Source organism: Dyadobacter sp. CY345, from assembly GCF_021502725.1.
Lineage (GTDB): Bacteria > Bacteroidota > Bacteroidia > Cytophagales > Spirosomataceae > Dyadobacter.
On sequence record NZ_JAKFFS010000003.1, the window covers coordinates 617,872 to 640,001 of the forward strand.

The following is a 22,130-nucleotide window of genomic DNA, read 5'->3' on the forward strand; positions in this document are numbered from 1 at the left end:
CAATGGCACAAAATAAAAGAAAAGACAAGGCAAAGAAGAGAGTTGTTGTAGTAGAATCGGTGGGTCAGGTACACATCAGAGCTTCTTTCAACAACATCATCATCTCTATCACTAACAGCAATGGACAGGTGATCTCATGGGCTTCGGCTGGTAAAATGGGATTCCGTGGTTCTAAGAAAAACACACCTTATGCAGCTCAGACTGCGGCACAGAACTGTGCTCAGGTAGCGTTTGATCTTGGAATGCGTAAAGCTGAAATTTTTGTTAAAGGACCTGGTTCAGGTCGTGAGTCTGCGATCCGTACGATTCAAAATGCAGGAATTGAAGTAACCACGATCCGTGATATTACTCCACTTCCTCACAACGGATGTCGTCCTCCGAAAAGAAGAAGAGTTTAGTTTATTTTTTATCCAATGATTCCTTCATTCGTAATTTGGACACTGGGGTTACAGAATGGTTATCATTAACATTACAAACAATTAGTATCAAATGGCTCGTTACACAGGTCCCAAATCCAAGATTGCAAGACGCTACGGAGAACCAATTTTAGGCCCTAGCAAAGCACTTGCAAAGAAAAATTACCCACCCGGAGTACACGGTAAGGGTCGTCGTTCCAAAAAATCGGAATACGCTTTACAATTAATGGAAAAGCAAAAAGTTAAGTTTATCTACGGTATTCTTGAAAGACAGTTTCGTAATCTATTCGAAAAAGCGTCTGTAAAAGAAGGTCTTACTGGTGAAAACTTACTTCGTTTCTGCGAAGCTCGTCTTGATAACACAGTTTATCGTTTAGGTATTGCACCTACAAGACGTGCAGCTCGTCAGTTGGTTTCTCATAAACACATCCTTGTTGATGGAGAAATCGTTAACATTCCTTCCTATTCTTTACGTCCTGGACAAACTGTTACAGTTCGTGAAAAATCTAAATCTCTTGAAGCTGTTTCGGAAAGCTTAGCTGGCCACAGTTCAAAAGGATTCAACTGGTTGGAATGGAATGGACAAGAGCTTTCAGGTAAGTTCATAACTTTCCCTGACCGCGAGCAGATTCCTGAAAACATCAACGAGCAACTTATCGTTGAGTTGTACTCGAAATAATAAGTAATCTTCAAAATTTTATGAGCACGCTTCATTCTTGGAGCGTGCTTGTAGCCGAAAAACGGCAATATTTGCGATCGCAAAGGTAACGGTAGCGTGATCAACTATCATTTACTACTATAAAAGGAGCAAGGACTATGTCAATATTAGCTTTCCAAATGCCTGATAAGGTCGTCATGGAAAAAGCAGACGACTTTCACGGGTTGTTTGAATTTAAGCCTTTAGAGAAAGGGTATGGCGTAACAATCGGTAATGCATTACGCAGGATTCTTCTTTCATCTTTGGAAGGCTATGCCATCACGAGCGTGAAGTTCCCTGGTGTGCTTCATGAATTTTCGTCCATTGAAGGTATTGTTGAGGATGTAACAGAAATCATCCTGAACCTTAAGATGGTTCGATTTAAAAAAGTATCGGATTTAAACGAAAGCAGAATAGTTGTTAATCTTAAAAATGTTTCGGTTATCACAGCCGGTGACATCAGCAAGTTTACCAGCGCTTTTGAAGTTTTAAATCCTGATCAAGTAATTTGTCATATTGACGACAACAAGGAGTTCGAAATGGAACTTTTGTTGGATAAAGGAAGAGGATACGTTCCTGCTGATGAGCCAAGAGCAAATGAATTGCCTTTTGGATACATCGCAATGGACTCGATCTATACGCCGATTAAAAATGTTAAATACAGCGTTGAAAATACGCGCGTTGAACAACGTACCGATTACGAACGTCTTTTAATTGATATTCAAACTGACGGGTCAATCCACCCTGAAGATGCTCTTAAAGGAGCTGCGAATATTTTGATTCAACACTTTATGCTATTCTCTGATCAGACGATGACGTTTGAGAAGCAGAAAGCTGAGGAAGATAATCAGGTTGATGAAGAAATGTTGCGTATGAGGAAATTGCTTAAAACTTCATTGTCAGAGTTGGATCTTTCAGTTCGTGCATACAACTGTTTGAAATCAGCTGACGTGAAATCTTTGGGTGATTTAGTAAGACTTGAAATTTCGGACATGATGAAGTTCCGTAACTTCGGTAAAAAATCTCTGACTGAGTTGGAGCAACTTGTTGCTGACAAACAACTCGTATTTGGAATGGATGTTGCCAAATATCGTTTGGACGAAGAATAAAATAAATTCCATAATAAGTATGTATTCTGTAGCGCGTAGAAATGCGCAGCTCGAAGCAACTAAACAAAAACAAAATGAGACACGGAAGAAAAGTAAATCACCTGGGAAGAACGCATTCACACAGAAAAGCAATGCTTGCGAATATGGCTTCCTCGTTGATTCTTCACAAAAGAATTGAGACAACGCTTGCAAAAGCGAAAGAACTTAAAAAGTTTGTTGAGCCTTTGTTGACTCGCGCCAAAGAAGATACGACACACAATCGTCGTGTGATCTTTGGTTATTTGAATGACAAAGAATCAGTTAAAGAACTTTTTGGTACTATTTCTGATAAAATTGCTGACCGTCCGGGCGGATACACGCGTATCATCAAATTGGGTAACCGTTTGGGTGATGCCGCTGAAATGTCTTTGATGGAACTTGTTGATTTCAACGACGCATTATTACTTGCTAACGCAGACAAACCTGTGAAAACTCGTCGTAGCCGTCGTGGTGGTAAAAAAGAAGGCGGATCTGAAACACCAGCAGTAGAAGCAGCACCAGCTGCACCGAAAGCTGATTTCCCGATCGTTGCTGAAGACGAAACACCAGAAGCTCCAAAAGCTGAGTCTGATGAAACTCAAAATGATGCTAAAAGCGAATAATTTAGTGGACAGCATCCGATAAATATTAATTAAAAGGGTTAAACGTTTTCGTTTAGCCCTTTTTTTTGACTAAAAATATATACTTTTGCAGCGCCAAATTCAATAGCAAGATGGTGCTTTGTCTCTTACAGTTCATGAATTGAACTGCTTTAACCGTAAGAGCGTTATAATTAGCAAATCGATTTAACCATATATGAATCAAAAGAAAGAGGCTTTATTACTGCTGGAAGACGGAACAGCATATAGAGGGTTAGCTTTAGGGATAGACGGCACAACCGGTGGCGAGATCTGCTTTAACACGGGAATGACGGGGTATCAGGAAATTTATACTGACCCTTCCTATTTTGGACAAATCATAGTGAATACCAATTCCCATATCGGAAATTATGGCGTTCAGCTGGAAGATGAAGAAGAGTCGAATTCTGTGAAAATTAAGGGAATGGTATGTAATACTTTCTCATCAGTCTACTCACGCGACACGGCAGACTTCTCTTTACAGGAATATTTTGAAAGGGCGAAAATTGTTGGTGTTAGTAATGTTGACACCAGACATATTGTTCGCCACGTTCGTGAAAGGGGAGTAATGAACGCCATCATTTCATCCCAGATCCTGGATGAAAAAGAATTGATGGACGAATTGCACAAAGTGCCTTCCATGGATGGTCTTGAATTATCGTCTCTTGTAACCACGGACACGCCTTATTTCATGGGCACTGAAACTGGAAGCAAATGGAGAATTGCGGTAATGGATTATGGTATCAAGAAAAGCATTCTGAACAATCTTACACAGCGCGGATGTTACTGCAAGGTTTTCCCTGCACAAGCGTCTTTTGAAGAAGTAATGAGCTGGAACCCGGACGGATTTTTTATCTCGAATGGACCAGGCGATCCATCAGCGATGCCATACGCAATTAAGACTGTGGACGAAATGGTAAAAACAGGCAAACCATTATTTGGTATTTGTCTTGGTCACCAGTTGCTGGCTCTTTCAAGCGGAATTAATACATATAAAATGCACCACGGCCACCGTGGCTTAAATCATCCGGTTAAAAACCTGATCACGGGTTTGTGCGAGATCACATCTCAAAATCATGGTTTTGCGGTAAATCCTGACGAAATCCAGAGTCACCCAGACGTTGAGATTACACACGTTAACCTGAATGATAAAACGATTGAAGGAATTCGTCGTAAAGATTATCCTGCTTTCTCGGTACAGTATCATCCGGAAGCTTCACCAGGACCGCATGATTCACGCTACTTGTTTGACGAGTTTGCCAAGCTTTTGTCAGAGATTTAGAACAAAATATAAATACAACAAAAAATCCCGCCGAATTTCGACGGGATTTTTTGTTGTTAAATAATATTTAAATATTCTCTTCAATCAACTTTTTAAATTCTGCTTCTTCCATTAGGCCGTTTTTCCGAAGAATCAATTTACCTTTTTTGTAAAAAAGGAAAGCAGGGATTTCATCAATACCAAGCTCCTTTGCCAGTGCTTTATTCTGGTCGTAATGAATTGTTTCAATGTTAGCTTTTGACTTATATTCCTCCGCCAGTTTATGAACAGTTGGAAGCATTTTGATACAGGGAGCACACCACGGTGCGTAAAAATCGACCATAACAAGTTTATCAGAGTTGATTAGTTCTTTGAAATCTGCTGAGCTCATGCCTTTGTTCACGGCACCAGCATCTTTCGGCGCATCAATCAATTTCCCGGATGAAGTCCATTTCATAAAACCGCCCTGCATTTCATAAACATCGGTAAAACCTTTTTCAGAAAGGACTTTGGCTGCTGCAGAACTGCGCCCGCCTGAAAGACAATAGACAAATACAGGTTTATTTTTATCAAGTTTTTCAATCTGATCTTTAAACGCAGCGTTTTTGTAATCGAAGTTTTCTGCACTTTCCAGATGGCCCTGACTAAATTCTTCTGGCGTTCTTACATCCAGTAACTGCGCTTGTTTGGTTGCATTCAGCTTATTTTGAAAATCATTAGTGCTTAATTGCGTCTGCGCCACTGCCATTGAGGCCGTTAGCAATATGCCCAGAAATGATATGAGAATACTTTTCATGTTGTAAAATTTAATTCTGTGATAATGTAAATTTACCTTAAAATAGATTAGCGGCTCACGTATGACATTTTTTTTGTGTTATTTTGTACTGTTAATATATCCAATTTCAAATCAAACCCAAAGCTGCAAATGAGTACGATTCAGTCAGTACATGCAAGACAAATTCTGGATTCAAGAGGAAACCCTACAGTAGAAGTAGATATTCGTACCGAAAATGGTTATTTAGGACGCGCTGCGGTGCCGTCCGGAGCATCAACCGGTAAACACGAAGCAGTAGAACTTCGCGATGACGACAAGAGCGTTTACGTTGGAAAAGGAGTTTTGAAAGCTGTTGAAAATGTTAACGATATCATTTTCCCTGAATTGATCGGCGCTTCTGTTTTCGAACAAAACCTGATTGATAAAATAATGCTTGAATTGGATGGTACGCCAAACAAAAGCAAGCTGGGTGCTAACGCAATCCTTGGTGTTTCTCTGGCAGTTGCCAAAGCTGCTGCTCAGGAAGCTGGTCTTCCTTTGTACCGTTACATCGGTGGTGTTAATGCAAATACACTTCCGGTTCCGATGATGAACATTTTGAATGGTGGTAGCCATGCAGATAACTCAATCGATTTCCAGGAATTTATGATCCTTCCTGCGAAAGCTGATACTTTCTCTGAGTCTCTTCGTATGGGTGTTGAAGTGTTCCACACTTTGAAAACTGTATTGAAAAGCAAAGGATATTCTACCAACGTTGGTGACGAAGGTGGTTTTGCTCCAAACATTAAATCAAATGAAGAAGCGATCGAAATCGTTATTCAGGCGATCGAAAAAGCAGGTTACAAACCAGGCGAAGATATTTTCATCGCGATGGATGCTGCCGTTTCTGAATTCTACGAAGATGGTTTCTACCACTTTAAAAAATCAGATGGCCGTAAATTGACTTCTCCAGAAATGGCTGACTACTGGACTCAGTGGGTTGCTAAATATCCAATTATCTCTATCGAGGATGGTATGGACGAAGATGACTGGGCAGGTTGGAAAACACTTACTGAATCAGTTGGTTCTAAATGTCAGTTAGTTGGAGATGATTTGTTCGTAACAAACGTAACTCGTCTACAACAAGGAATCGAATCTCAGATCGCGAACTCAATTCTGGTTAAAGTAAACCAAATCGGTTCTTTAACTGAAACAATCGATACTGTTAACCTTGCGAAAAGAAACAGTTACAAAACAATCATGTCTCACCGTTCTGGTGAAACTGAGGATTCTACAATTGCTGACCTTGCCGTAGCGTTGAACACAGGACAGATCAAAACTGGTTCTGCTTCTCGTTCTGACCGTATGGCGAAATACAACCAGCTTCTTCGTATTGAAGAGGAATTGGGAGAAAGCGCTTACTTCCCAGGATTGAAATTCTAATTTAAGTATAATAAAACCGGAGCTCAGGCTCCGGTTTTCTCTTTTCCCGGCATGATCGATTTTAAAAGTCTTATACCGCACATGCGTAAATTCTATACCGCAACATTTGTGGTATGGCTCGTGTGGATATTATTTCTGGATAACAATAATCTCAAAGTAGTTTTGTCAAACCGTGTCAAAATGAAAGAGCTGGAAAAGGAAAAAGCGATTTTGCAGGATAAAATAAAGCAGGTAGTTCGTGAACGCAACGAGGTTTTCGGAAACCCGAAAATGCTGGAAAAATGGGCACGGGAAAAATACTACATGCGAAAACCCCACGAAGATGTTTATGTCATCGTGGATGAAAATAATCAACCAATTGAAAGCCGGAAGGAGGAATAGAAGTTCTGTCCGAGCCAATCGGAAACTTTTATAACAGGAGCAAACAGACTCGCCGGCATTGCTGTTCACTCTTAAACTGTTTATTACCGCCTCACTTTGATTAACGTACTTTTTGTTTGTTTAGGTAATATTTGCCGTTCCCCTGTTGCGGAAGGTGTTTTTAAAGATCTTGTCAAAGAAAAAGGACTGGATCATCTGATTCACTGCGATTCGGCAGGAACAGGAGCTTATCATATCGGAAGTCTGGCCGATAAACGTATGCGAACCGTTGCTTCGGCTAACGGTATCACGCTTACACACAAGGCTAGACAATTATCCTTCGAGGATTTTATCAATTTCAATTATATTGTTGCCATGGACGAAGCAAATTTCGAAAATATTCGGAAGGAAAGCTTTCGTGCGCACGGATTTTATTTGCCCGAAGATCAGTTATATTTATACAGAATGTTTGATCCAGAGCGCGGGGAAGCCGTTATTGTTCCGGATCCTTATTACGACGAGCTTTCTGCATTTGATAATGTCTTCGAAATTGTAAAAAGATGCGGTACTACGTTTCTTGATTTTTTGATTGAAAAACACAATCTGGCTGACAGGCTCATACCCGTGTCGGATTCAGATTTAGAAATATAAAGGTTGAATTTTAAACAAGTAATACATTGGGAAAGAAAGTAATTCTTATCATCATGGACGGCTGGGGAATCGCCAAAGCCGGAGAGGAAAATCGTTCAGCGATTCTGGCTGCCAGTACTCCGTTTTATGACAGCCTCTTAACGAAATATCCGCATAGCAAACTGGAAGCAAGCGGCCTGGCCGTGGGTCTGCCAGACGGACAAATGGGGAACTCGGAAGTTGGGCATACCAATCTGGGTGCAGGACGCGTGGTATACCAGGATCTTGTAAAAGTAAATCTCGCTGTTTCTTCGGGAACATTGGCAAACGAACCGGTATTAGCTGAGGCGTTGACATATGCGAAAGAAAATAATAAAAAGGTACATTTTATAGGTTTGGTTTCTGACGGTGGCGTTCACTCCCACATCGATCACGTAAAAGGTCTTTGTAAAATTGCCGCGGATAAAGGTCTAAGCAATGTTTTTGTTCATGCTTTTACCGATGGCCGCGACACAGATCCAAAAAGCGGTTTAGCTTTCCTAACGGAATTGCAGGAGACAATGGCAGTTACAACCGGACAAATTGCCAGTGTAACCGGGCGTTATTATGCTATGGATCGGGATAAGCGTTGGGAGCGTGTCAAGCTTGCCTATGACGCCATGGTTCACGGTGAAGGAAAACACGTGAGTGCTGACGGGATACTAAGTGCGATTGAAGAATCCTACGAAGAAGGCGTTACTGATGAATTTATTCAGCCGATTATTGCAACAAATGCTGACGGTACGCCGCTGGCTTTGATAGAAGAAAATGACGTTGTTTTGTGTTTCAATTTCCGTACTGACCGTGGACGCGAAATTACGGAAGCGCTCACACAGCAAGACTTCCACGAGCAGAATATGCATAAGCTGAACCTGCGTTATATCACAATGACAAATTACGACGATACCTATAAGGGTGTTTCTGTAATTTTTGATAAAGACAATCTGAACAATACTTTGGGAGAAGTTTTGGAAGGTGCCGGTAAAAAACAAATCCGTATTGCTGAAACCGAAAAATATCCTCACGTTACTTTCTTCTTTTCAGGAGGCCGTGAAAAACCATTTGAAGGTGAAAGCCGTTTGTTAAGTCCTTCTCCAAAAGTGGCGACTTACGATTTACAACCGGAAATGTCTGCGTTTGGACTTCGCGATCTGATCGTTCCTGAACTAATAAAAGAAGAGGTTGATTTCGTATGTCTGAATTTTGCCAATGCGGATATGGTAGGTCATACCGGGGTTTTTGAAGCTGCTGTAAAAGCATGTGAAACTGTCGACCAGTGTGTTCAGTCAGTGGTAACGACAGGTTTGGAACATGGATATACTTCAATCATCATCGCGGATCATGGAAATTCTGATTATATGGCCAATGATGATGGATCACCAAACACAGCCCACTCGCTGAATTTGGTTCCATGTATTTTGGTTGACAACGATTATCAAAAGCCAATTAAAAACGGAAAATTGGCCGATATGGCTCCAACGATCCTGGATTTGATGGGAATCACAAAACCAGTGGAAATGACTGGTGAAAGCATTTTGTAAACTATACAAGTATAAAAGGTGTTAGTTTTGTCAGAGAGTCTGGTTCAGACTCTCTGATTTTTTATAAGGGTTTCCCTAATTTAATCCATCCCAGTCTAATGCTGTTGTTATAGATATGAATACCAGGTATAAATGCTCTGTTCTATTGTTTTCTGTCAAAATCTTTTCTTTCCTGTTCTTGCTATTTCTAATGGGCTGTGATCAGTCCCAGGAAAAATCGACTGAGAAAAAAGTTTATTATGATTTGAAAGGTTTTATTGAAACAAAAATTAGCTCTCTTTCCAAACAAAAACCGACAGTAGATAAAACGATGAGCGTTTCTGGCAAAAATGAAAGCCGGTCGACCCGTCAAATTGACTGGAAAAAGGAGATGGAATTATTTGTTCAGGCTGATATTAATAAACCCGCTTACAGCAAAAGTTATGCAATTAGTAAACCTGATTCTCTTACTACGGTATATACATTGAAAACGGAGGAGAATATTCCAGTAAAATCTGTCATGATTCGGATGGATAAGAACACCGGCGATCCTGTTATCATTAAAGCGTTGCTGCGGTCAGAAAATAAGTTGTATCAATCTGAAAAAAATATTGAGCTTCATTGTGGTGGAAGCCGTGCGCAATGGAAGTTAACATCTTATTCTATAAGAGGATATCAAAAACTGGCGACGATGGATAAAAAGGATTTTGACATTTCTGCGAACGTAAAATATTAAGACTTTTTACATGAAACATTTTGTCCTATTTTGCCCTACTTTGTGGATGGGCACCACAAATTTTTGAAGTATAATTTAGTGACATATTTGCCGTCTAAAAGTCTTGAAAAATATCCTTAGAATGTACGAAATCTCTTAAAATACGCTGTTCCAGCGTATTTTTTATTTTTGTAGAACTAGCTTTCGCGAATTTGTAACGTGTGATGAAGACACTTCCTGAGTGAGGAACGATATTGGTGTGATCGAATTTAGAGTCTAACTGAAATCTAGATAAATCAAACTTTACACAATTTAATAAACCTATTCTCAATGCAATCACAACCAGAACAACAGAAGAACAAGCAGACCATAGCATGGGCAATGGTCGTTGTCCTAGGTCTTGCGACAGCCATGTTTGGCTATCTTTTCACCACACAGAAAAACGAATTGACTCAGCAGGAATCAATGGTAGTAGAAAAGGCCAGAGAGTTGGCACTTACTAAGACTAAACTTGATTCTATTTCCACCGTATTGGACGCTAAAATTGCTGAGATTGAAAAATTAGGCGGTGATGTTTCAGAGCTTACGAAAGTTAAAGAACAACTGGAAAAAGACAAACTGGCATTCCGTAGAAGTAACAAGGTTGAAACAGGTAAATACCTTGCAAAAATCAAAGAATACGAAAAGTTTCTTGCTGAAAAAGATGAAGTTATTGCTCAGTTAAGATTAGAAAATGAGCAATTGACTGCTTCGAATGATTCTTTAAGTACACATGTTGGAACATTGACAAACGAGCGCCAGAGATTAGTACAGCGTCAGGCTGAGTTAACGGATTCAGTTGTAACTTTTACAGCAGCCAATAAAGAGCTCTCTGCAAAGGTTAGTCAGGCGGCGTCTCTAAAAGCTCAGAACCTGAAAGTGCTTACAGTAAATTCAAGAGGTAAAACTAAGGATAAAGAAGAGTACAAAGCGAAACGTGTTGATAAGTTGAAATTAACTTTCAATCTTCCTGAAAATGCGCTAACTGCACAAGAATCAAAAGATATTTATTTGAGAGTTCTTGATCCACAGGGAGCGGTAGTTGCTGACGATGCAACAGGTTCTGGTGAGTTTGAGGTTGACGGTACTCCATCAAAATTCACAGCACGTGAATCAGTTGCTTACCAAAACAACAATCAGAAGGTTGAGATGCTTTATGATAACGCTCAACTTCGTCCTGGAAAATATAGCGTTGAACTTTATTCAGAAGGTTATAAAATCGGTGGAACAAATTTCACGATCAAGTAATAACTCTGACAGTGTTTTAGATCAATAAAAATGGAGTCTGACGAAAGTTGGACTCCATTTTTATTGATATAGATACTAGATTTATTTTTCATTCTGATCACGAATGATCTGTATAAAACGCTGTAACTCTTCTGCCCGCTCCGGGCTTACTTCCGGATAATTCATATCCATTTTTTTTAATTCTTCAATGATAATTTCTCCCACAATCAGGCGGGTATTCTTTTTATCGTCAGCCGGAACAACGAACCAAGGCGATTTTTTGGTCGCCGTTGCATTGATAGCATCCTGATATGCCTGCTGATACTCATCCCATTTGTCCCTAACCTTTACGTCCTGCTCTTCAAATTTCCAGTTTTTATTAGGATCCTCAATGCGCTCAATTAAGCGATCTGCCTGTTCTTTCTTTGAAACATTTAAAAAGAACTTAATTACCCGTATTCCATTTCTGTATAGATACTTTTCCAGATTCTTAATGTCGGAATAACGTTTTTCCCAGACCTGGTCAAGATCCTGGGTAAGTTCAGCGGGCAGTCGTTGTGAAGTTGTCAGAATTTCAGGATCAACCTTGACTACCAGCACTTCTTCATAATAACTCCGGTTGAAAATAGTAATCGTCCCACGCTGAGGCAGCACATTATTGGTTCGCCAAAGAAAATCGTGACTGAGTTCAGTCTCAGTCGGGCGCTTAAATGAATGAATTTTAACGCCTACGGGATTAACGCCTGAAAGAACGTGTTTGATCGTCCCATCTTTTCCCGCTGCGTCCATAGCCTGAAAAATTATCAGCAGCCCATATCGGTTATGAGCGTACATTTTACTTTGAAGTTCATCAAGTTGCCTGACAAATTCTGCAAGCATTGATTCATATTCTGCTTTATCATCATAAATATCTTTGAAAGTTGTAACAGCTTTCTTGATATCGAATTTTTCGGTACCGTCAATACGGAATGTCCCCGATTTGAAATTAGACATGTTCCTGGATTTAGTTAGTGAAATGACTTGTCAATAAGATTCTCAATTTACGATTTTTCGCTTCCAGGGCAAGAAATCTATAAATTTAGCAGATACTGTTTCAGTTTTGCGAATGCTCGCCCTCTGTGACTAAACTCACTTTTTTCCTGCATTGTCATTTCTGCGAAAGTTCTGGTATGGCCTTCCGGAATAAAAATAGGGTTATAGCCAAAACCATGATTTCCTCTTTTCTCCGTCGAGATCGAGCCTTCAATAACTCCTTCAAACTGACGAAATTCTCCATCCAGCACAAGCGTAATCACGCAGACAAAGCGTGCAGTCAGATTCTCTTTACCTTCAAGATTTTTTAAAAGCATATCCATATTCGCATCTGCATCCCGCGCTGGTCCGCCATAATATGCGGAATGCACACCCGGCTCTCCATCGAGCGCATCTACTTCAAGTCCCGAATCATCTGCGAAACAATTGATGTGATAATTTTTCCAGACGTATTCAGCTTTTTCAAAAGAATTTTCTGGGATCGTGTCATGCGTTTCCGGTATTTCTTCTTCACATCCAATTTCACGAAGTGTCGTCAATGAAAATGAATCACCGAGCAGATCCTGAATCTCTTCTAACTTGTGGGCGTTGTTGGTTGCAAAACAAAGTTTCATAATCCGTAATGTTTTTAATAATCAACAAAAAACGGCTACATCCAGAAGAGGCAGCCGTTTTTCAAATTTATCTTTTTAAAATTATCTTGCTGGTGCCGGTGTTGGAGCAGCAGCAGGTTTAGCACCTTTCGTGAAGTCTAACAATTCAACGTCAAACAATAACACTGAGTTGCCAGGAATTGCTCCCGGAGAACCATCAACACCGTAAGCCAATCCTGATGGAATGATCAAAGTGCGTTTTCCGCCTTTTTTCATCAACATAATTCCTTCTTCCCAACCTGGAATAACCATACCAACGCCAACCTGAAAATCGATTGGTTTGCCCTGGGTTTTAGAACTGTCAAAAACTTTTCCGTCCAAAAGTTTACCAGTGTAGTGAACTTTCACATTATCGCCCTGTGATGGATTTTCACCTGTACCTACAACGTCGTCGATATAATAAAGGCCAGAAGCTGTATGTTGTGCTTTTGCTGTCAGGTTATTTTTAGTAAGATAGTCCTGAATTACTTTTTCGTCAACTGCTTTTTGTTTTACGCCAGCTTCAGACTGTTGTTTCTGGAATTCCTCAGAAGTAAGAACGCTCAAAACTTTCACAGTAAAAGTGATTTCTGAACCTTTTTTGATCATCGGAGGCAAAGGCTGCATCATTTTTGCAAACAAAGTATCTGCGTTGATGAAAAACTTAGCGCTGTCACCTGTTGCAAGCATAGCCAAACCTTCTTCGAAACTTCCTTTGAAAGGAGGCGCCTGAAGAACAAGTTTCACCGGCGTTTTTTCCTTGTAAGTATCACGAAGTGTCGAGTCAGCTCCATTTTTAAGTACCAGATGAAATGACATGATATCACCAAGTTTCGCTTTGCGCGCTTCGTCGTCGTGTTCAAAAATCTGATATTTCAAACCCGTATCAGTCACTTTTGTCTTATACTTGTCGCAGGCTGTTGCGAGAATAGTTATGCCTAGTACACAACCGATTGTTTTAAGATTCATTGGAATGTATTAATTAAAAAATATTTATGTGAATATTATAATAGGATTAGTCAACCCGTAAAAGTTCGTCCTTATATTTTGGAAGAATGGATAAAAATAATTCAACAGTTTCGTTAATCGAGGTCTCAGTTCTGCCGCCGGATGCATTTTTGTGCCCGCCGCCGTTAAAATATGTGCTTGAAACATCTCTGACAGAAAATCCACCAACTGATCTGAAAGATATTTTAACCTCACCTTTTCTTTCAATAAACAAAGCTGACATCACGACGTTTTCCACTTGCAAGCCATAGTTCACGATACCTTCTGTTTCGCCGGTGCTTGAATTGAACCGCTGCAATTCCGCCTCAGTGAGTACCATATAGGCGGTACGATATTCAGGTAACACTATCAATTTTTGTGACAAAACATATCCCAAAAACTGTAAACGGGAAAGCGGCGAATTGTCATAAATCAGCCTGTGAACTCTGCTGGAATCGAATCCTGTACGCATCAGATCGGCAACAGCCAAATGCACATCAGAAGTTACATTCCCATGTCGAAAAGAACCTGTATCCGTCATAATGCCTGCGTAGAGGCATTCTGCCATCGGGATATCAAAAATATCCGTCGTCGGGACATCACCTTCAATTTCCTTTATTAACGCATAAACGAGCTGAGCTGTTGCGGCTGCGCCGGTATCCCAGATCATCCATTTTGCAAAATGTTCAGGCTCTAAATGATGATCAATCATTAATTTTGGAGCCTTCGCGTCCTGAACAACTTTTCCAAGATCTTTCAAACGTGACAAGGCGGAAAAATCAAGACAGCAAATTAATGTAGCTTCGTCAATTTTTCTCTTCGCTTTTCCCATCTCACCAGACTTTTCGTACACCATTACTTCGCTCATTCCGGGAAGCCAGCGAAGATTTGCGGCATAATCGGTTGGGCTGATAACGGTGACAGTATGGCCTTTTTTGGATAAATAACTTCCCCACCCAAGCGAAGAGCCCAACGCGTCGGCGTCAGGATCCCTATGCATCGTGATGACGATTTTTTGAGGAGTAGACAGAAAAGCGACAAGCTCTTCAATGGTTTGATTCACAGTTATTTAATTCAAAAAGAAAACTTGGACCCGGCAATTCGATGACAAAATTAACAAAACTGTTGGGATTTGTTTAATGTTGCGTACGAAAGCCTTATTCTGCCCTCAATGTTTTTACGATGAAACGACGTTCCGGGCAGAATTGATGAGTATATAAAATGAAAATTGTAGTTTTGCATCCAAATAAATTATAGCAAACTGTATGTCAACCAATAAAACCTTCACGATGATCAAGCCTGATGCCGTATTAGACGGAAATTCGGGCGCAATTATCAAAATGATTGAGGCTGCTGGATTCCGCGTGGTAGCTTTGAAGAAAACGCAATTGACTCCGGAGCGTGCAGGAGAATTTTATGCAGTACATAAAGAAAGACCTTTCTATAACGATTTATGTGCATACATGTCGTCGGGACCTATTGTTCCGATGATTCTTGAAAAAGAAAACGCTGTGGCAGATTTCCGCACGTTGATCGGTGCAACCAATCCTGCAAATGCTGAGGATGGAACGATCCGTAAATTGTTTGCAAAATCGATTGAAGCAAATGCAATTCACGGTTCTGATTCTGATGAGAACGCTCAAATTGAAGGAAACTTCTTTTTCGCGCATACAGAACAGTTTTGATTTTAAGTACTTCAAAAAAATAATGGCCAGATGTTGAATTACATCTGGCCATTATTTTTTCTGTTAGTGATTTATTTTGTAGGTAAGGGTACCAAAACTCTACTCACAACCTGGATTATCCCATTGTCTGCATTCAGATTTTTAGTGCTTACGGATGCGCCATTAATTAGCAACGCTGGATCCGATGCCGATGCCGTTTTTACAATAATGCTATCACCCTCAATATAACTACTATACGTTTTTGCTACCAGCTCTTCATATTTTATCTTCCCTTTCAGTGTATGTTTAAATACAAATTTTCTGGCGAGCGTATCCGGCAATGCATTGACCATCGCCGCCGTTACCTGGGAATTAATAAATGCTGCATTATTTGGAGCAAAAAAAGTTACATTTTCCGTTCTGAATGCATCACCCAGACCGTTGTCCAATATTATTTCTCTAAGGATCGAAAATTCATCGTTTTGCATGATAACATCCGTTATTGTTTTCGGCTTTACAATATCATCATCATTTTCTTTGCAGGATGTTACTATACTGGTAAATACGATAACGGACAAAAAAATTGCCATGTAACGCCCTATAAAGTTGATTTTTTTCATAGCTTCGAATTGGTTTAATTTTTGTAAAACTAATTGAAAATGTAGTTTGGTGAATTTTTAAACTGAAATTTTTTAATCCTAACCCCAAGACAACATGTTAAAGTTTAAGTTTTTGGCCGCATGCTGTGCGGTAATTCTGTTCACAAGTTCCGCCTTTCTCGTCATTCGGGAAGACAGAAATGTAACTAAAAAGAAGACGGTAAAATTGTTCAACGGTAAAGATTTAACCGGTTGGAAAATCAATGGCACCGAAAAATGGTATGCCGAAAAAGGCGAGCTGATTTGTGAAAGTGGCCCTGATAAAGAATATGGCTACCTGACGACGGACAAATTTTACAAAGATTTTGACCTGTCTCTGAAATTTAAGCAGGAAGCAAATGGAAACAGTGGCGTGTTTTTCCGGTCAACGGTTGAAGGGACAAAGGTAGCAGGATGGCAGGTTGAGGTTGCTCCGCCAAATCATGATACAGGTGGTGTTTACGAATCTTATGGCCGCGAATGGCTCGTGAAAATTCCGGACGAAAAAGAAGGATTCCTTAAAATGGGTGAATGGAATACATTGAGAATCCGTGTGGTCGGTCCAAAGGTGCAAACCTGGTTAAACGGAAACGCAATGGTTGATTTTGATGATGCAAAAATTGGTGCTGCAAATGGCTCTATCGCGCTTCAAATTCACTCAGGCGGCGGTATCAAAGTTCGTTGGAAAGATTTAATCTTGGAAGAATTGTAGAATTCTGATTCTATATTCACTTTCATAGTTCCGAAGTTCATGCCGCATTAATATGCAGTTCGTCGGAATTCAATTACATAAGGGCTTCATGACCGATAGATTTGTGTCAACAAAATCACAAATCTGTTAGCCATGAAGCTTTTTTATTATCTCCTGTTTTTTTCAACCACCGTCACTTACGGACAAACCGTGATCCGCGGAAAAGTGATGGACAAAAAAGGGAAACCACTTCCTGGTGCAAATGTATTTTTGAAAGGTACCTACGATGGTACAACCAGCGATCAGGACGGAGTGTTTTATTTCAAAACTGCGGAAAAAGATACTGCCACACTTGCTGCAACTTATGTTGGATTTGAAATTTCAGAAAAGAAAGTAGAACTGAATGGCAAGGAGGTCTCACATAACTTTTTTTTGAATGAATCGGCGAATGAATTAAATACGGTTGTCATTACTGCGGGCGCATTCGAGGCCTCCGATGAAAAAAGAATGGCTATGTTGAAACCGCTGGATATTGTCACTACCGCAGGCGCCGCCGCCGACATAACCGGCGCGATCCAGTTTCTCCCGGGCGCACAGCGGGTAGGAGAGCAGGAAGGTTTATTCGTGCGCGGCGGCTCCGGACAAGAAACGAAAATTGTTATTGATGGAATGATCGTCCAGAATCCGTTTTTCAGTTCTTTGCCTGATGTGCAGCAGCGGGGGCGTTTCAATCCCTTTATGTTTAAGGGAACGTCTTTTAGTACAGGCGGTTATTCTGCGCAATATGGTCAGGCGCTATCATCTGTACTTTTGCTCAATACAACGGATAAGGTCAGCAATAATGGTCTGGGAATTAGCCTGAACCTGGCTAGTGCCGGTTTGAATTATGATTATGCTACGAAAAATCAATCCATTTCAGCCGTTGCATATTACGGAAATCTGAAACCTCTATTTGCGTTAGTGAAACAAAATGTAGACTGGCTGCACGAACCGGAATTCAAGGGTTCATCACTTACATACCGTTTGAGACCGACAAAAAATGGCGTTCTAAAAGTGTATGGCATGTATTCCGATAGTCGCCTAAGCATGAATTCAAAAAATCCATCGACTGAGTCAGGAACTACAAAACTCGATCTGAATAACCGTAATGCTTTTATGACAAGCACCTACACCGATCAATCGGCTGATGGGAAATGGCTTTTGAATTCCGGCTTCTCTTACAGCAGGAATAAAGACAACATGACTTTCGATGCCATAAATTTTGATCGTTTTGATGAAAGAACACAAGCGCGTTTGGTATTGACCAGAGTGCTTTCAGGTAATAATTCTGTTCTTTTCGGTGGTGAGGCACATGCAATCAATCTTCAAAATGGCGTTGATGGAAAGTTGTATTACTTAAAAGACCGCTATACCGCGGTTTTTGCGGAAAGTGAAATTTATGTGACCCGGCTGCTTGCGGGGCGCGTTGGTGTGCGCGGTGAATATTCTTCTTTATTGAACCGGTTCAATTTTGCACCAAGATTATCCTTTGCTTACAAAACAGGAAAATTTAGTCAGGTTTCTCTCGCGGCGGGGCAGTTCTATCAAAATCCGGATTATCGGTATTCCTATCTGAGCAAGAACCTGAATTTTGAACGAGCAGATCATTTAATCCTGAATTATCAGATTATTAAAAATCAACGCACTTTCCGTTTTGAAACATTTTATAAAAACTACGCACAACTCGTTCGTGAATTTACCGGGATTGCATTTGACGCTGATCCCTATCGTTTTCCTTGGGGAACCACAAATAATGGCGGCGATGGTTATGCAAAAGGTTTTGACTTTTTCTGGCGCGATCAGAAAACAATTAAAAATTTCGATTATTGGATAACATACAGTTATGTCGATTCCAAAAGATTATTTCAACAGTTTAGCGAATCCGCCACGCCGACTTTTATTTCTAATCATAACGTCAGCCTGATTACTAAAAACTGGTTTGATAAAATCCAGACCAGTTTTAATATGACGTATGCATTTACGAGCGGCCGGCCTTATTACAATCCAGACAACAAAATATTTCTGGCGGATCGCACGCCCGCTGTACATAATGTGAGTATTCAGTCCAGTAAGCTCACAAGTTTCAAAGGAAATCTTGTCATATTTTATGTTTCGGTCGACAATATATTGAACACTAAAAATGTCTTCACCTACCGCTACACAGCAGATGGAAAAACCAGATATGCTGTCGGGCCGCAGAATTACCGCAGCTTCTTCGTGGGTACCCAGATTATGTTATCTAAAAAGGCAAAAGTTGACAAAAACGATCTTTAATAAAAACGACTTTCCTGATCAATTAAAACTAAACTATATTATGAAAAAACTGCTGACAACATCCCTTCTGACACTGCTTTCGCTGGCAAGTATTTTTGCACAAAATGAAAAATATGTAGAGGCCATGACTTCTTCAATAGCGCTTTTGGATAAAGTGGACAAAGCAAAAAATGATCCTGTCGAGTTGCAGGGAATCGCAAACCGTTTTGAACGTATTGCCACCGCTGAGACCAAGGAATGGCTTCCTAGATATTATGCAGCCTATTGTTATACCCTGATGGGACTGTCAGGAAATTCAATCGTTGAAAAGGACAAATATCTGGACAAAGCGGACGGCTTGATAAAAGAATCTGAAAACCTGGTTGGAAAACCTTCTGACGAAATACTGATCATGAAAGCATACGCTGCGCAAATCAGGCTGGCGGCTGATGGTATGAATCGCTGGCAGAAATATGGAGCTTTGTTCGCTGAAAATATTGAGGCTGCCAAGGCGGTAAATGCTGATAATCCGCGAATTTATTATCTTGAAGGTTCAAGTTTGCTTTTTACGCCGGAAGAGTATGGCGGAGGTAAAAAAGCTGCAAAACCTTTTTTAGAAAAAGCAGTTGCAAAATTTGCGACCTTCAAGCCACAAAGTTCGATTTCTCCGCAGTGGGGGAAAATGGAAGCCGAATGGATGCTTTCACAAACAAATTAACGGAAACAAAGGATTTTTGAATAACCCATGGAAGACAAGAAAAAGCCTTTGCGGATGACGGGCACTTCGCTTGAAGGAAGAGATTTTAGTAATATGGATCTGGAAGGAGCTGATTTTAGTTTTTCCAGTCTCGAAGGAATAAATTTTGACGGATCGAATTTGCGTAACGCAAAAATTCGTTTCTCCACACTTGAAAAAGCCACGTTTCGAAATGCTGATCTGAGGAATGCTGATATGAGTTTCAGCAGTCTGACGGATACGGACATGACTGGTGCCAAAATTGAAGGTGCAAATTTCAGTTTTTCTTCACAAGGCAAATCATTTAACTGGCAGGACTTAAAACTGATCGGTTTGATCCAGAGCCAGAGCTGGGTCGGAACGCTGGTCGCAGTGATCATCGGCGCGCTCATGTTGTACGGGACAAGCGCGATCTTATATTTTACGCTAGAAATCGTTTATACTTCAAATCCGGTACGTGTTCAGCTCAACCAGTATCTGATTGCTCAAAATATCATTGGCGGCGTATTTACAGTATTGATCGTTCAGCATATGGGTGGTTGGCTCGATACGATGATTGAAAAAATTTTCCTGCGCCATCTTGCACTCAGTTTCATTATTTCTTTATTCTATCTCGGCTTATCAATTGGAATGTATTTTCTTGTGGGTCATAAAATATTTGGCGCACTGAGAATCCAGTATCCAATGGAAGCAGCTCAAAACAGTGCCTGGTATTGGTATACGATCGGGCCAATTATTGTTGCAAACGTATTTTACTATATCGCCCGACAAGGAAGCCAATTGTCCCGGAAAATATCAGATCAGGAATTTCAGCTTCTGAACCTTGAAAAGATGAAAACCCGCGCCGAGCTGGATGCATTGCAAGCGCGGATTAACCCACACTTTTTATACAATGCGCTCAACAGTATCGCCAGTCTCGTGCATGAGGATCCTGACAAAGCAGAGGAAATGACGCTGCTTCTATCCAAACTTTTCCGATATACCACGGGCCGGAAAAACCGTGATTATTTTGATACGATCGACAATGAGCTGGAAATGGTGCAGACTTATCTGCAAGTTGAAAAGGTACGATTTGGCGACCGGCTGCAATTTGAAGTAGCAGTAACAAATCCAGAACTGAAAAATCTTCAGGTGCCGAAATTTATTTTGCAGCCGATTGTTGAAAATGCGATTAAACACGGAATTGCAAAACTGGCTGATCAGGGGAAAATTGTTGTGAAAATTTATGAGGAGGAAGGTTGGTTGCATCTTTGCGTTCATGACAATGGTCCTTTATTTGCCGATACCATGGGCGCGGGTTATGGCATACGCAGCATTCAGGAAAAGCTAAAACTGTTATATGCTGACGACGCCAAACTTGAACTGCATAATGAGCCGAGCAAATCAGTCAACATTTCAATCTTGAAAGCTGTTATTGAAAAAGGCACTGAGCAGACTGAATAGTCCGAAATTTAGGGTTCAGGGTGTAAAATAATTGTTAATTCCACACATCGTTTTGTTACGAAATATTACTAAAAAATGAATTTCCCTCTTAAAACAATTTTGATCGACGACGAACCTTTGGCGTTAAGTCGGCTTAAAAGATTACTTGAAAAACATCAGGATACTTTTGTCATTGTGGCCGAAGCAAAAAACGGTGCAGAAGGATTGCTTGAAATTGATAAACACAATCCGGATGTGATTTTTCTGGATATTGAAATGCCTCTTTTGAACGGTTTTGAAATGTTATCAAAGTTAACCAAAATGCCGCTCGTCGTATTTTCAACTGCTTACGATCAATATGCGATCCGGGCTTTTGAGGAAAATTCAGTTGATTACTTATTGAAGCCCGTTGAGAATGAACGCCTTTTAAAAACAATTGAAAAGATCAGGAATATTCTTCATGCTGGTTTCAAAACGGGAGAAAGTCATAATCCTTACTCGGACAATCTACTGCGCCTGCTTGAAGAGATGAAGCCGAAAAAAGAAATATTCTCCTTATCTGTTAAATCAGGTGACAAAATTTTACTGATCCCGCTTACTGAAATTACACATTTCGAGGCTGAGGAAAAGTATGTTTTTCTTAATACACTGGACGGCCAAAAGTATCTCCTAATTTATACGCTGACTTCGCTCGAAGAGAAATTGCCTGCGCATTTCCTGCGAATCAGCCGCGCAGGCATCGTAAATTCTCACCATATCAAAGAAATCCAGAAACATTTTAACGGAAAATTTGTAGTCGTAATGCGTGATAAGAAGGTGTCTCAGCTTCAAAGCGGGAGCACTTATGGCGAAGTAATTCGCCATCTTCTTGATAATTAATAACCTTGCAACCGGGTGTGCTGTTTAGAATATTGATTTTGAAGACGGCTTACTTATTCCTAAATTGCGCCCTTGTTAAAATCCGACGTCTGAGTAATTGCTTTAATGTACTGTTTATCAGTACATTTGTGTTCTAAGCTCAAATTTTTGTTGTTGAAATTTAATATTTCTCGACACAATTGCATCACAAACTGCGTACCTGAGTGGAGCAGATGGTATGCATTACATGTCGAATTTGAAAAAACATCAAATAGAATTTATAAGATCGGCGTATAATGGTTCGTTTGTTTT

Annotated in this window: 23 protein-coding genes; 17 read left to right on the forward strand and 6 right to left on the reverse strand. The window is 40.3% G+C overall.

The window, feature by feature from the left end; genetic code table 11:
* The first annotated feature begins 2 nt into the window (after positions 1 to 2).
* From rpsK to carA, 5 genes are all read left to right on the forward strand, one after another.
* Positions 3 to 398 carry a 30S ribosomal protein S11 gene (rpsK, locus tag L0657_RS16485; RefSeq protein WP_159469528.1) on the forward strand — a complete coding sequence of 132 codons (396 nt, stop codon included), beginning with the start codon at positions 3 to 5 and terminating at the stop codon, positions 396 to 398.
* A gap of 91 nt (positions 399 to 489) precedes the next feature.
* Positions 490 to 1,095 carry a 30S ribosomal protein S4 gene (rpsD, locus tag L0657_RS16490; RefSeq protein WP_159469530.1) on the forward strand — a complete coding sequence of 202 codons (606 nt, stop codon included), beginning with the start codon at positions 490 to 492 and terminating at the stop codon, positions 1,093 to 1,095.
* 137 nt (positions 1,096 to 1,232) lie between these two features.
* Positions 1,233 to 2,222 (forward strand): DNA-directed RNA polymerase subunit alpha, encoded by a 990-nt coding sequence (locus tag L0657_RS16495; RefSeq protein ID WP_090341206.1) that lies wholly within the window; start codon positions 1,233 to 1,235, stop codon positions 2,220 to 2,222.
* Positions 2,223 to 2,296: 74 nt separating this feature from the next.
* Complete coding sequence (gene rplQ, locus L0657_RS16500) at positions 2,297 to 2,863, forward strand: 50S ribosomal protein L17 (protein ID WP_235151855.1); 567 nt, start codon at positions 2,297 to 2,299, stop codon at positions 2,861 to 2,863.
* A gap of 193 nt (positions 2,864 to 3,056) precedes the next feature.
* Positions 3,057 to 4,160 (forward strand): glutamine-hydrolyzing carbamoyl-phosphate synthase small subunit, encoded by a 1,104-nt coding sequence (carA, locus tag L0657_RS16505; RefSeq protein ID WP_235151856.1) that lies wholly within the window; start codon positions 3,057 to 3,059, stop codon positions 4,158 to 4,160.
* 67 nt (positions 4,161 to 4,227) lie between these two features.
* Here carA and L0657_RS16510 read toward each other — a convergent pair whose 3' ends face one another.
* Positions 4,228 to 4,935: a thioredoxin domain-containing protein gene (locus tag L0657_RS16510; protein ID WP_235151857.1), complete on the reverse strand. Its 708-nt coding sequence runs from the start codon at positions 4,933 to 4,935 to the stop codon at positions 4,228 to 4,230.
* 129 nt (positions 4,936 to 5,064) lie between these two features.
* On the opposite strand from L0657_RS16510, the gene eno reads away from it, so the two are divergent.
* The 6 genes from eno (at position 5,065) to L0657_RS16540 (ending at position 10,887) form a co-directional block, all read left to right on the forward strand.
* Entirely contained in the window at positions 5,065 to 6,336 is a 1,272-nt protein-coding gene (gene eno / locus L0657_RS16515; RefSeq protein ID WP_235151858.1) for a phosphopyruvate hydratase, read from the forward strand.
* Between the two features lie 81 nt (positions 6,337 to 6,417).
* Positions 6,418 to 6,717 (forward strand): septum formation initiator family protein, encoded by a 300-nt coding sequence (locus L0657_RS16520; protein ID WP_235151859.1) that lies wholly within the window; start codon positions 6,418 to 6,420, stop codon positions 6,715 to 6,717.
* A gap of 96 nt (positions 6,718 to 6,813) precedes the next feature.
* On the forward strand, positions 6,814 to 7,347 hold the full coding sequence (locus L0657_RS16525; RefSeq protein WP_235151860.1) for a low molecular weight protein-tyrosine-phosphatase: 534 nt from the start codon (positions 6,814 to 6,816) through the stop codon (positions 7,345 to 7,347).
* A gap of 26 nt (positions 7,348 to 7,373) precedes the next feature.
* Positions 7,374 to 8,906 (forward strand): 2,3-bisphosphoglycerate-independent phosphoglycerate mutase, encoded by a 1,533-nt coding sequence (gene gpmI, locus L0657_RS16530; RefSeq protein ID WP_235151861.1) that lies wholly within the window; start codon positions 7,374 to 7,376, stop codon positions 8,904 to 8,906.
* 145 nt (positions 8,907 to 9,051) lie between these two features.
* Entirely contained in the window at positions 9,052 to 9,621 is a 570-nt protein-coding gene (locus L0657_RS16535; RefSeq protein WP_235151862.1) for a hypothetical protein, read from the forward strand.
* A gap of 309 nt (positions 9,622 to 9,930) precedes the next feature.
* Positions 9,931 to 10,887 (forward strand): hypothetical protein, encoded by a 957-nt coding sequence (locus tag L0657_RS16540; RefSeq protein ID WP_235151863.1) that lies wholly within the window; start codon positions 9,931 to 9,933, stop codon positions 10,885 to 10,887.
* An 81-nt stretch (positions 10,888 to 10,968) separates the two neighbouring features.
* Here the strand turns inward: L0657_RS16540 and L0657_RS16545 are convergent, their stop codons facing one another.
* The 4 genes from L0657_RS16545 to L0657_RS16560 all read right to left on the reverse strand — a co-directional run bounded on the left by L0657_RS16545 (position 10,969) and on the right by L0657_RS16560 (position 14,580).
* Positions 10,969 to 11,859: a polyphosphate kinase 2 family protein gene (locus L0657_RS16545; RefSeq protein WP_235151864.1), complete on the reverse strand. Its 891-nt coding sequence runs from the start codon at positions 11,857 to 11,859 to the stop codon at positions 10,969 to 10,971.
* Positions 11,860 to 11,936: 77 nt separating this feature from the next.
* On the reverse strand, positions 11,937 to 12,512 hold the full coding sequence (gene rdgB / locus L0657_RS16550; RefSeq protein WP_235151865.1) for an RdgB/HAM1 family non-canonical purine NTP pyrophosphatase: 576 nt from the start codon (positions 12,510 to 12,512) through the stop codon (positions 11,937 to 11,939).
* 81 nt (positions 12,513 to 12,593) lie between these two features.
* Positions 12,594 to 13,499: an FKBP-type peptidyl-prolyl cis-trans isomerase gene (locus L0657_RS16555; protein ID WP_235151866.1), complete on the reverse strand. Its 906-nt coding sequence runs from the start codon at positions 13,497 to 13,499 to the stop codon at positions 12,594 to 12,596.
* Between the two features lie 46 nt (positions 13,500 to 13,545).
* Positions 13,546 to 14,580: a bifunctional oligoribonuclease/PAP phosphatase NrnA gene (locus L0657_RS16560; protein WP_235151867.1), complete on the reverse strand. Its 1,035-nt coding sequence runs from the start codon at positions 14,578 to 14,580 to the stop codon at positions 13,546 to 13,548.
* A gap of 202 nt (positions 14,581 to 14,782) precedes the next feature.
* Between L0657_RS16560 and L0657_RS16565 the strand changes: the two genes are divergently transcribed.
* Positions 14,783 to 15,202 carry a nucleoside-diphosphate kinase gene (locus L0657_RS16565; protein ID WP_235151868.1) on the forward strand — a complete coding sequence of 140 codons (420 nt, stop codon included), beginning with the start codon at positions 14,783 to 14,785 and terminating at the stop codon, positions 15,200 to 15,202.
* A gap of 71 nt (positions 15,203 to 15,273) precedes the next feature.
* On the opposite strand, the gene L0657_RS16570 is transcribed toward L0657_RS16565, so the two are convergent.
* The gene (locus L0657_RS16570; protein ID WP_235151869.1) at positions 15,274 to 15,801 is read right to left on the reverse strand and encodes a fasciclin domain-containing protein; all 528 of its coding nucleotides are present in this window, start codon (positions 15,799 to 15,801) and stop codon (positions 15,274 to 15,276) included.
* A 94-nt stretch (positions 15,802 to 15,895) separates the two neighbouring features.
* Between L0657_RS16570 and L0657_RS16575 the strand changes: the two genes are divergently transcribed.
* From L0657_RS16575 to L0657_RS16595, 5 genes are all read left to right on the forward strand, one after another.
* Positions 15,896 to 16,531: a DUF1080 domain-containing protein gene (locus L0657_RS16575; protein WP_235151870.1), complete on the forward strand. Its 636-nt coding sequence runs from the start codon at positions 15,896 to 15,898 to the stop codon at positions 16,529 to 16,531.
* A gap of 132 nt (positions 16,532 to 16,663) precedes the next feature.
* Positions 16,664 to 18,823, forward strand: coding sequence for a TonB-dependent receptor (locus L0657_RS16580; protein ID WP_235151871.1), 2,160 nt, complete (start codon positions 16,664 to 16,666; stop codon positions 18,821 to 18,823).
* Between the two features lie 40 nt (positions 18,824 to 18,863).
* Entirely contained in the window at positions 18,864 to 19,520 is a 657-nt protein-coding gene (locus tag L0657_RS16585) for a hypothetical protein (protein ID WP_235151872.1), read from the forward strand.
* 27 nt (positions 19,521 to 19,547) lie between these two features.
* On the forward strand, positions 19,548 to 20,981 hold the full coding sequence (locus L0657_RS16590) for a histidine kinase (protein WP_235151873.1): 1,434 nt from the start codon (positions 19,548 to 19,550) through the stop codon (positions 20,979 to 20,981).
* 75 nt (positions 20,982 to 21,056) lie between these two features.
* Entirely contained in the window at positions 21,057 to 21,839 is a 783-nt protein-coding gene (locus L0657_RS16595; RefSeq protein ID WP_235151874.1) for a LytTR family DNA-binding domain-containing protein, read from the forward strand.
* Positions 21,840 to 22,130: the final 291 nt, after the last annotated feature.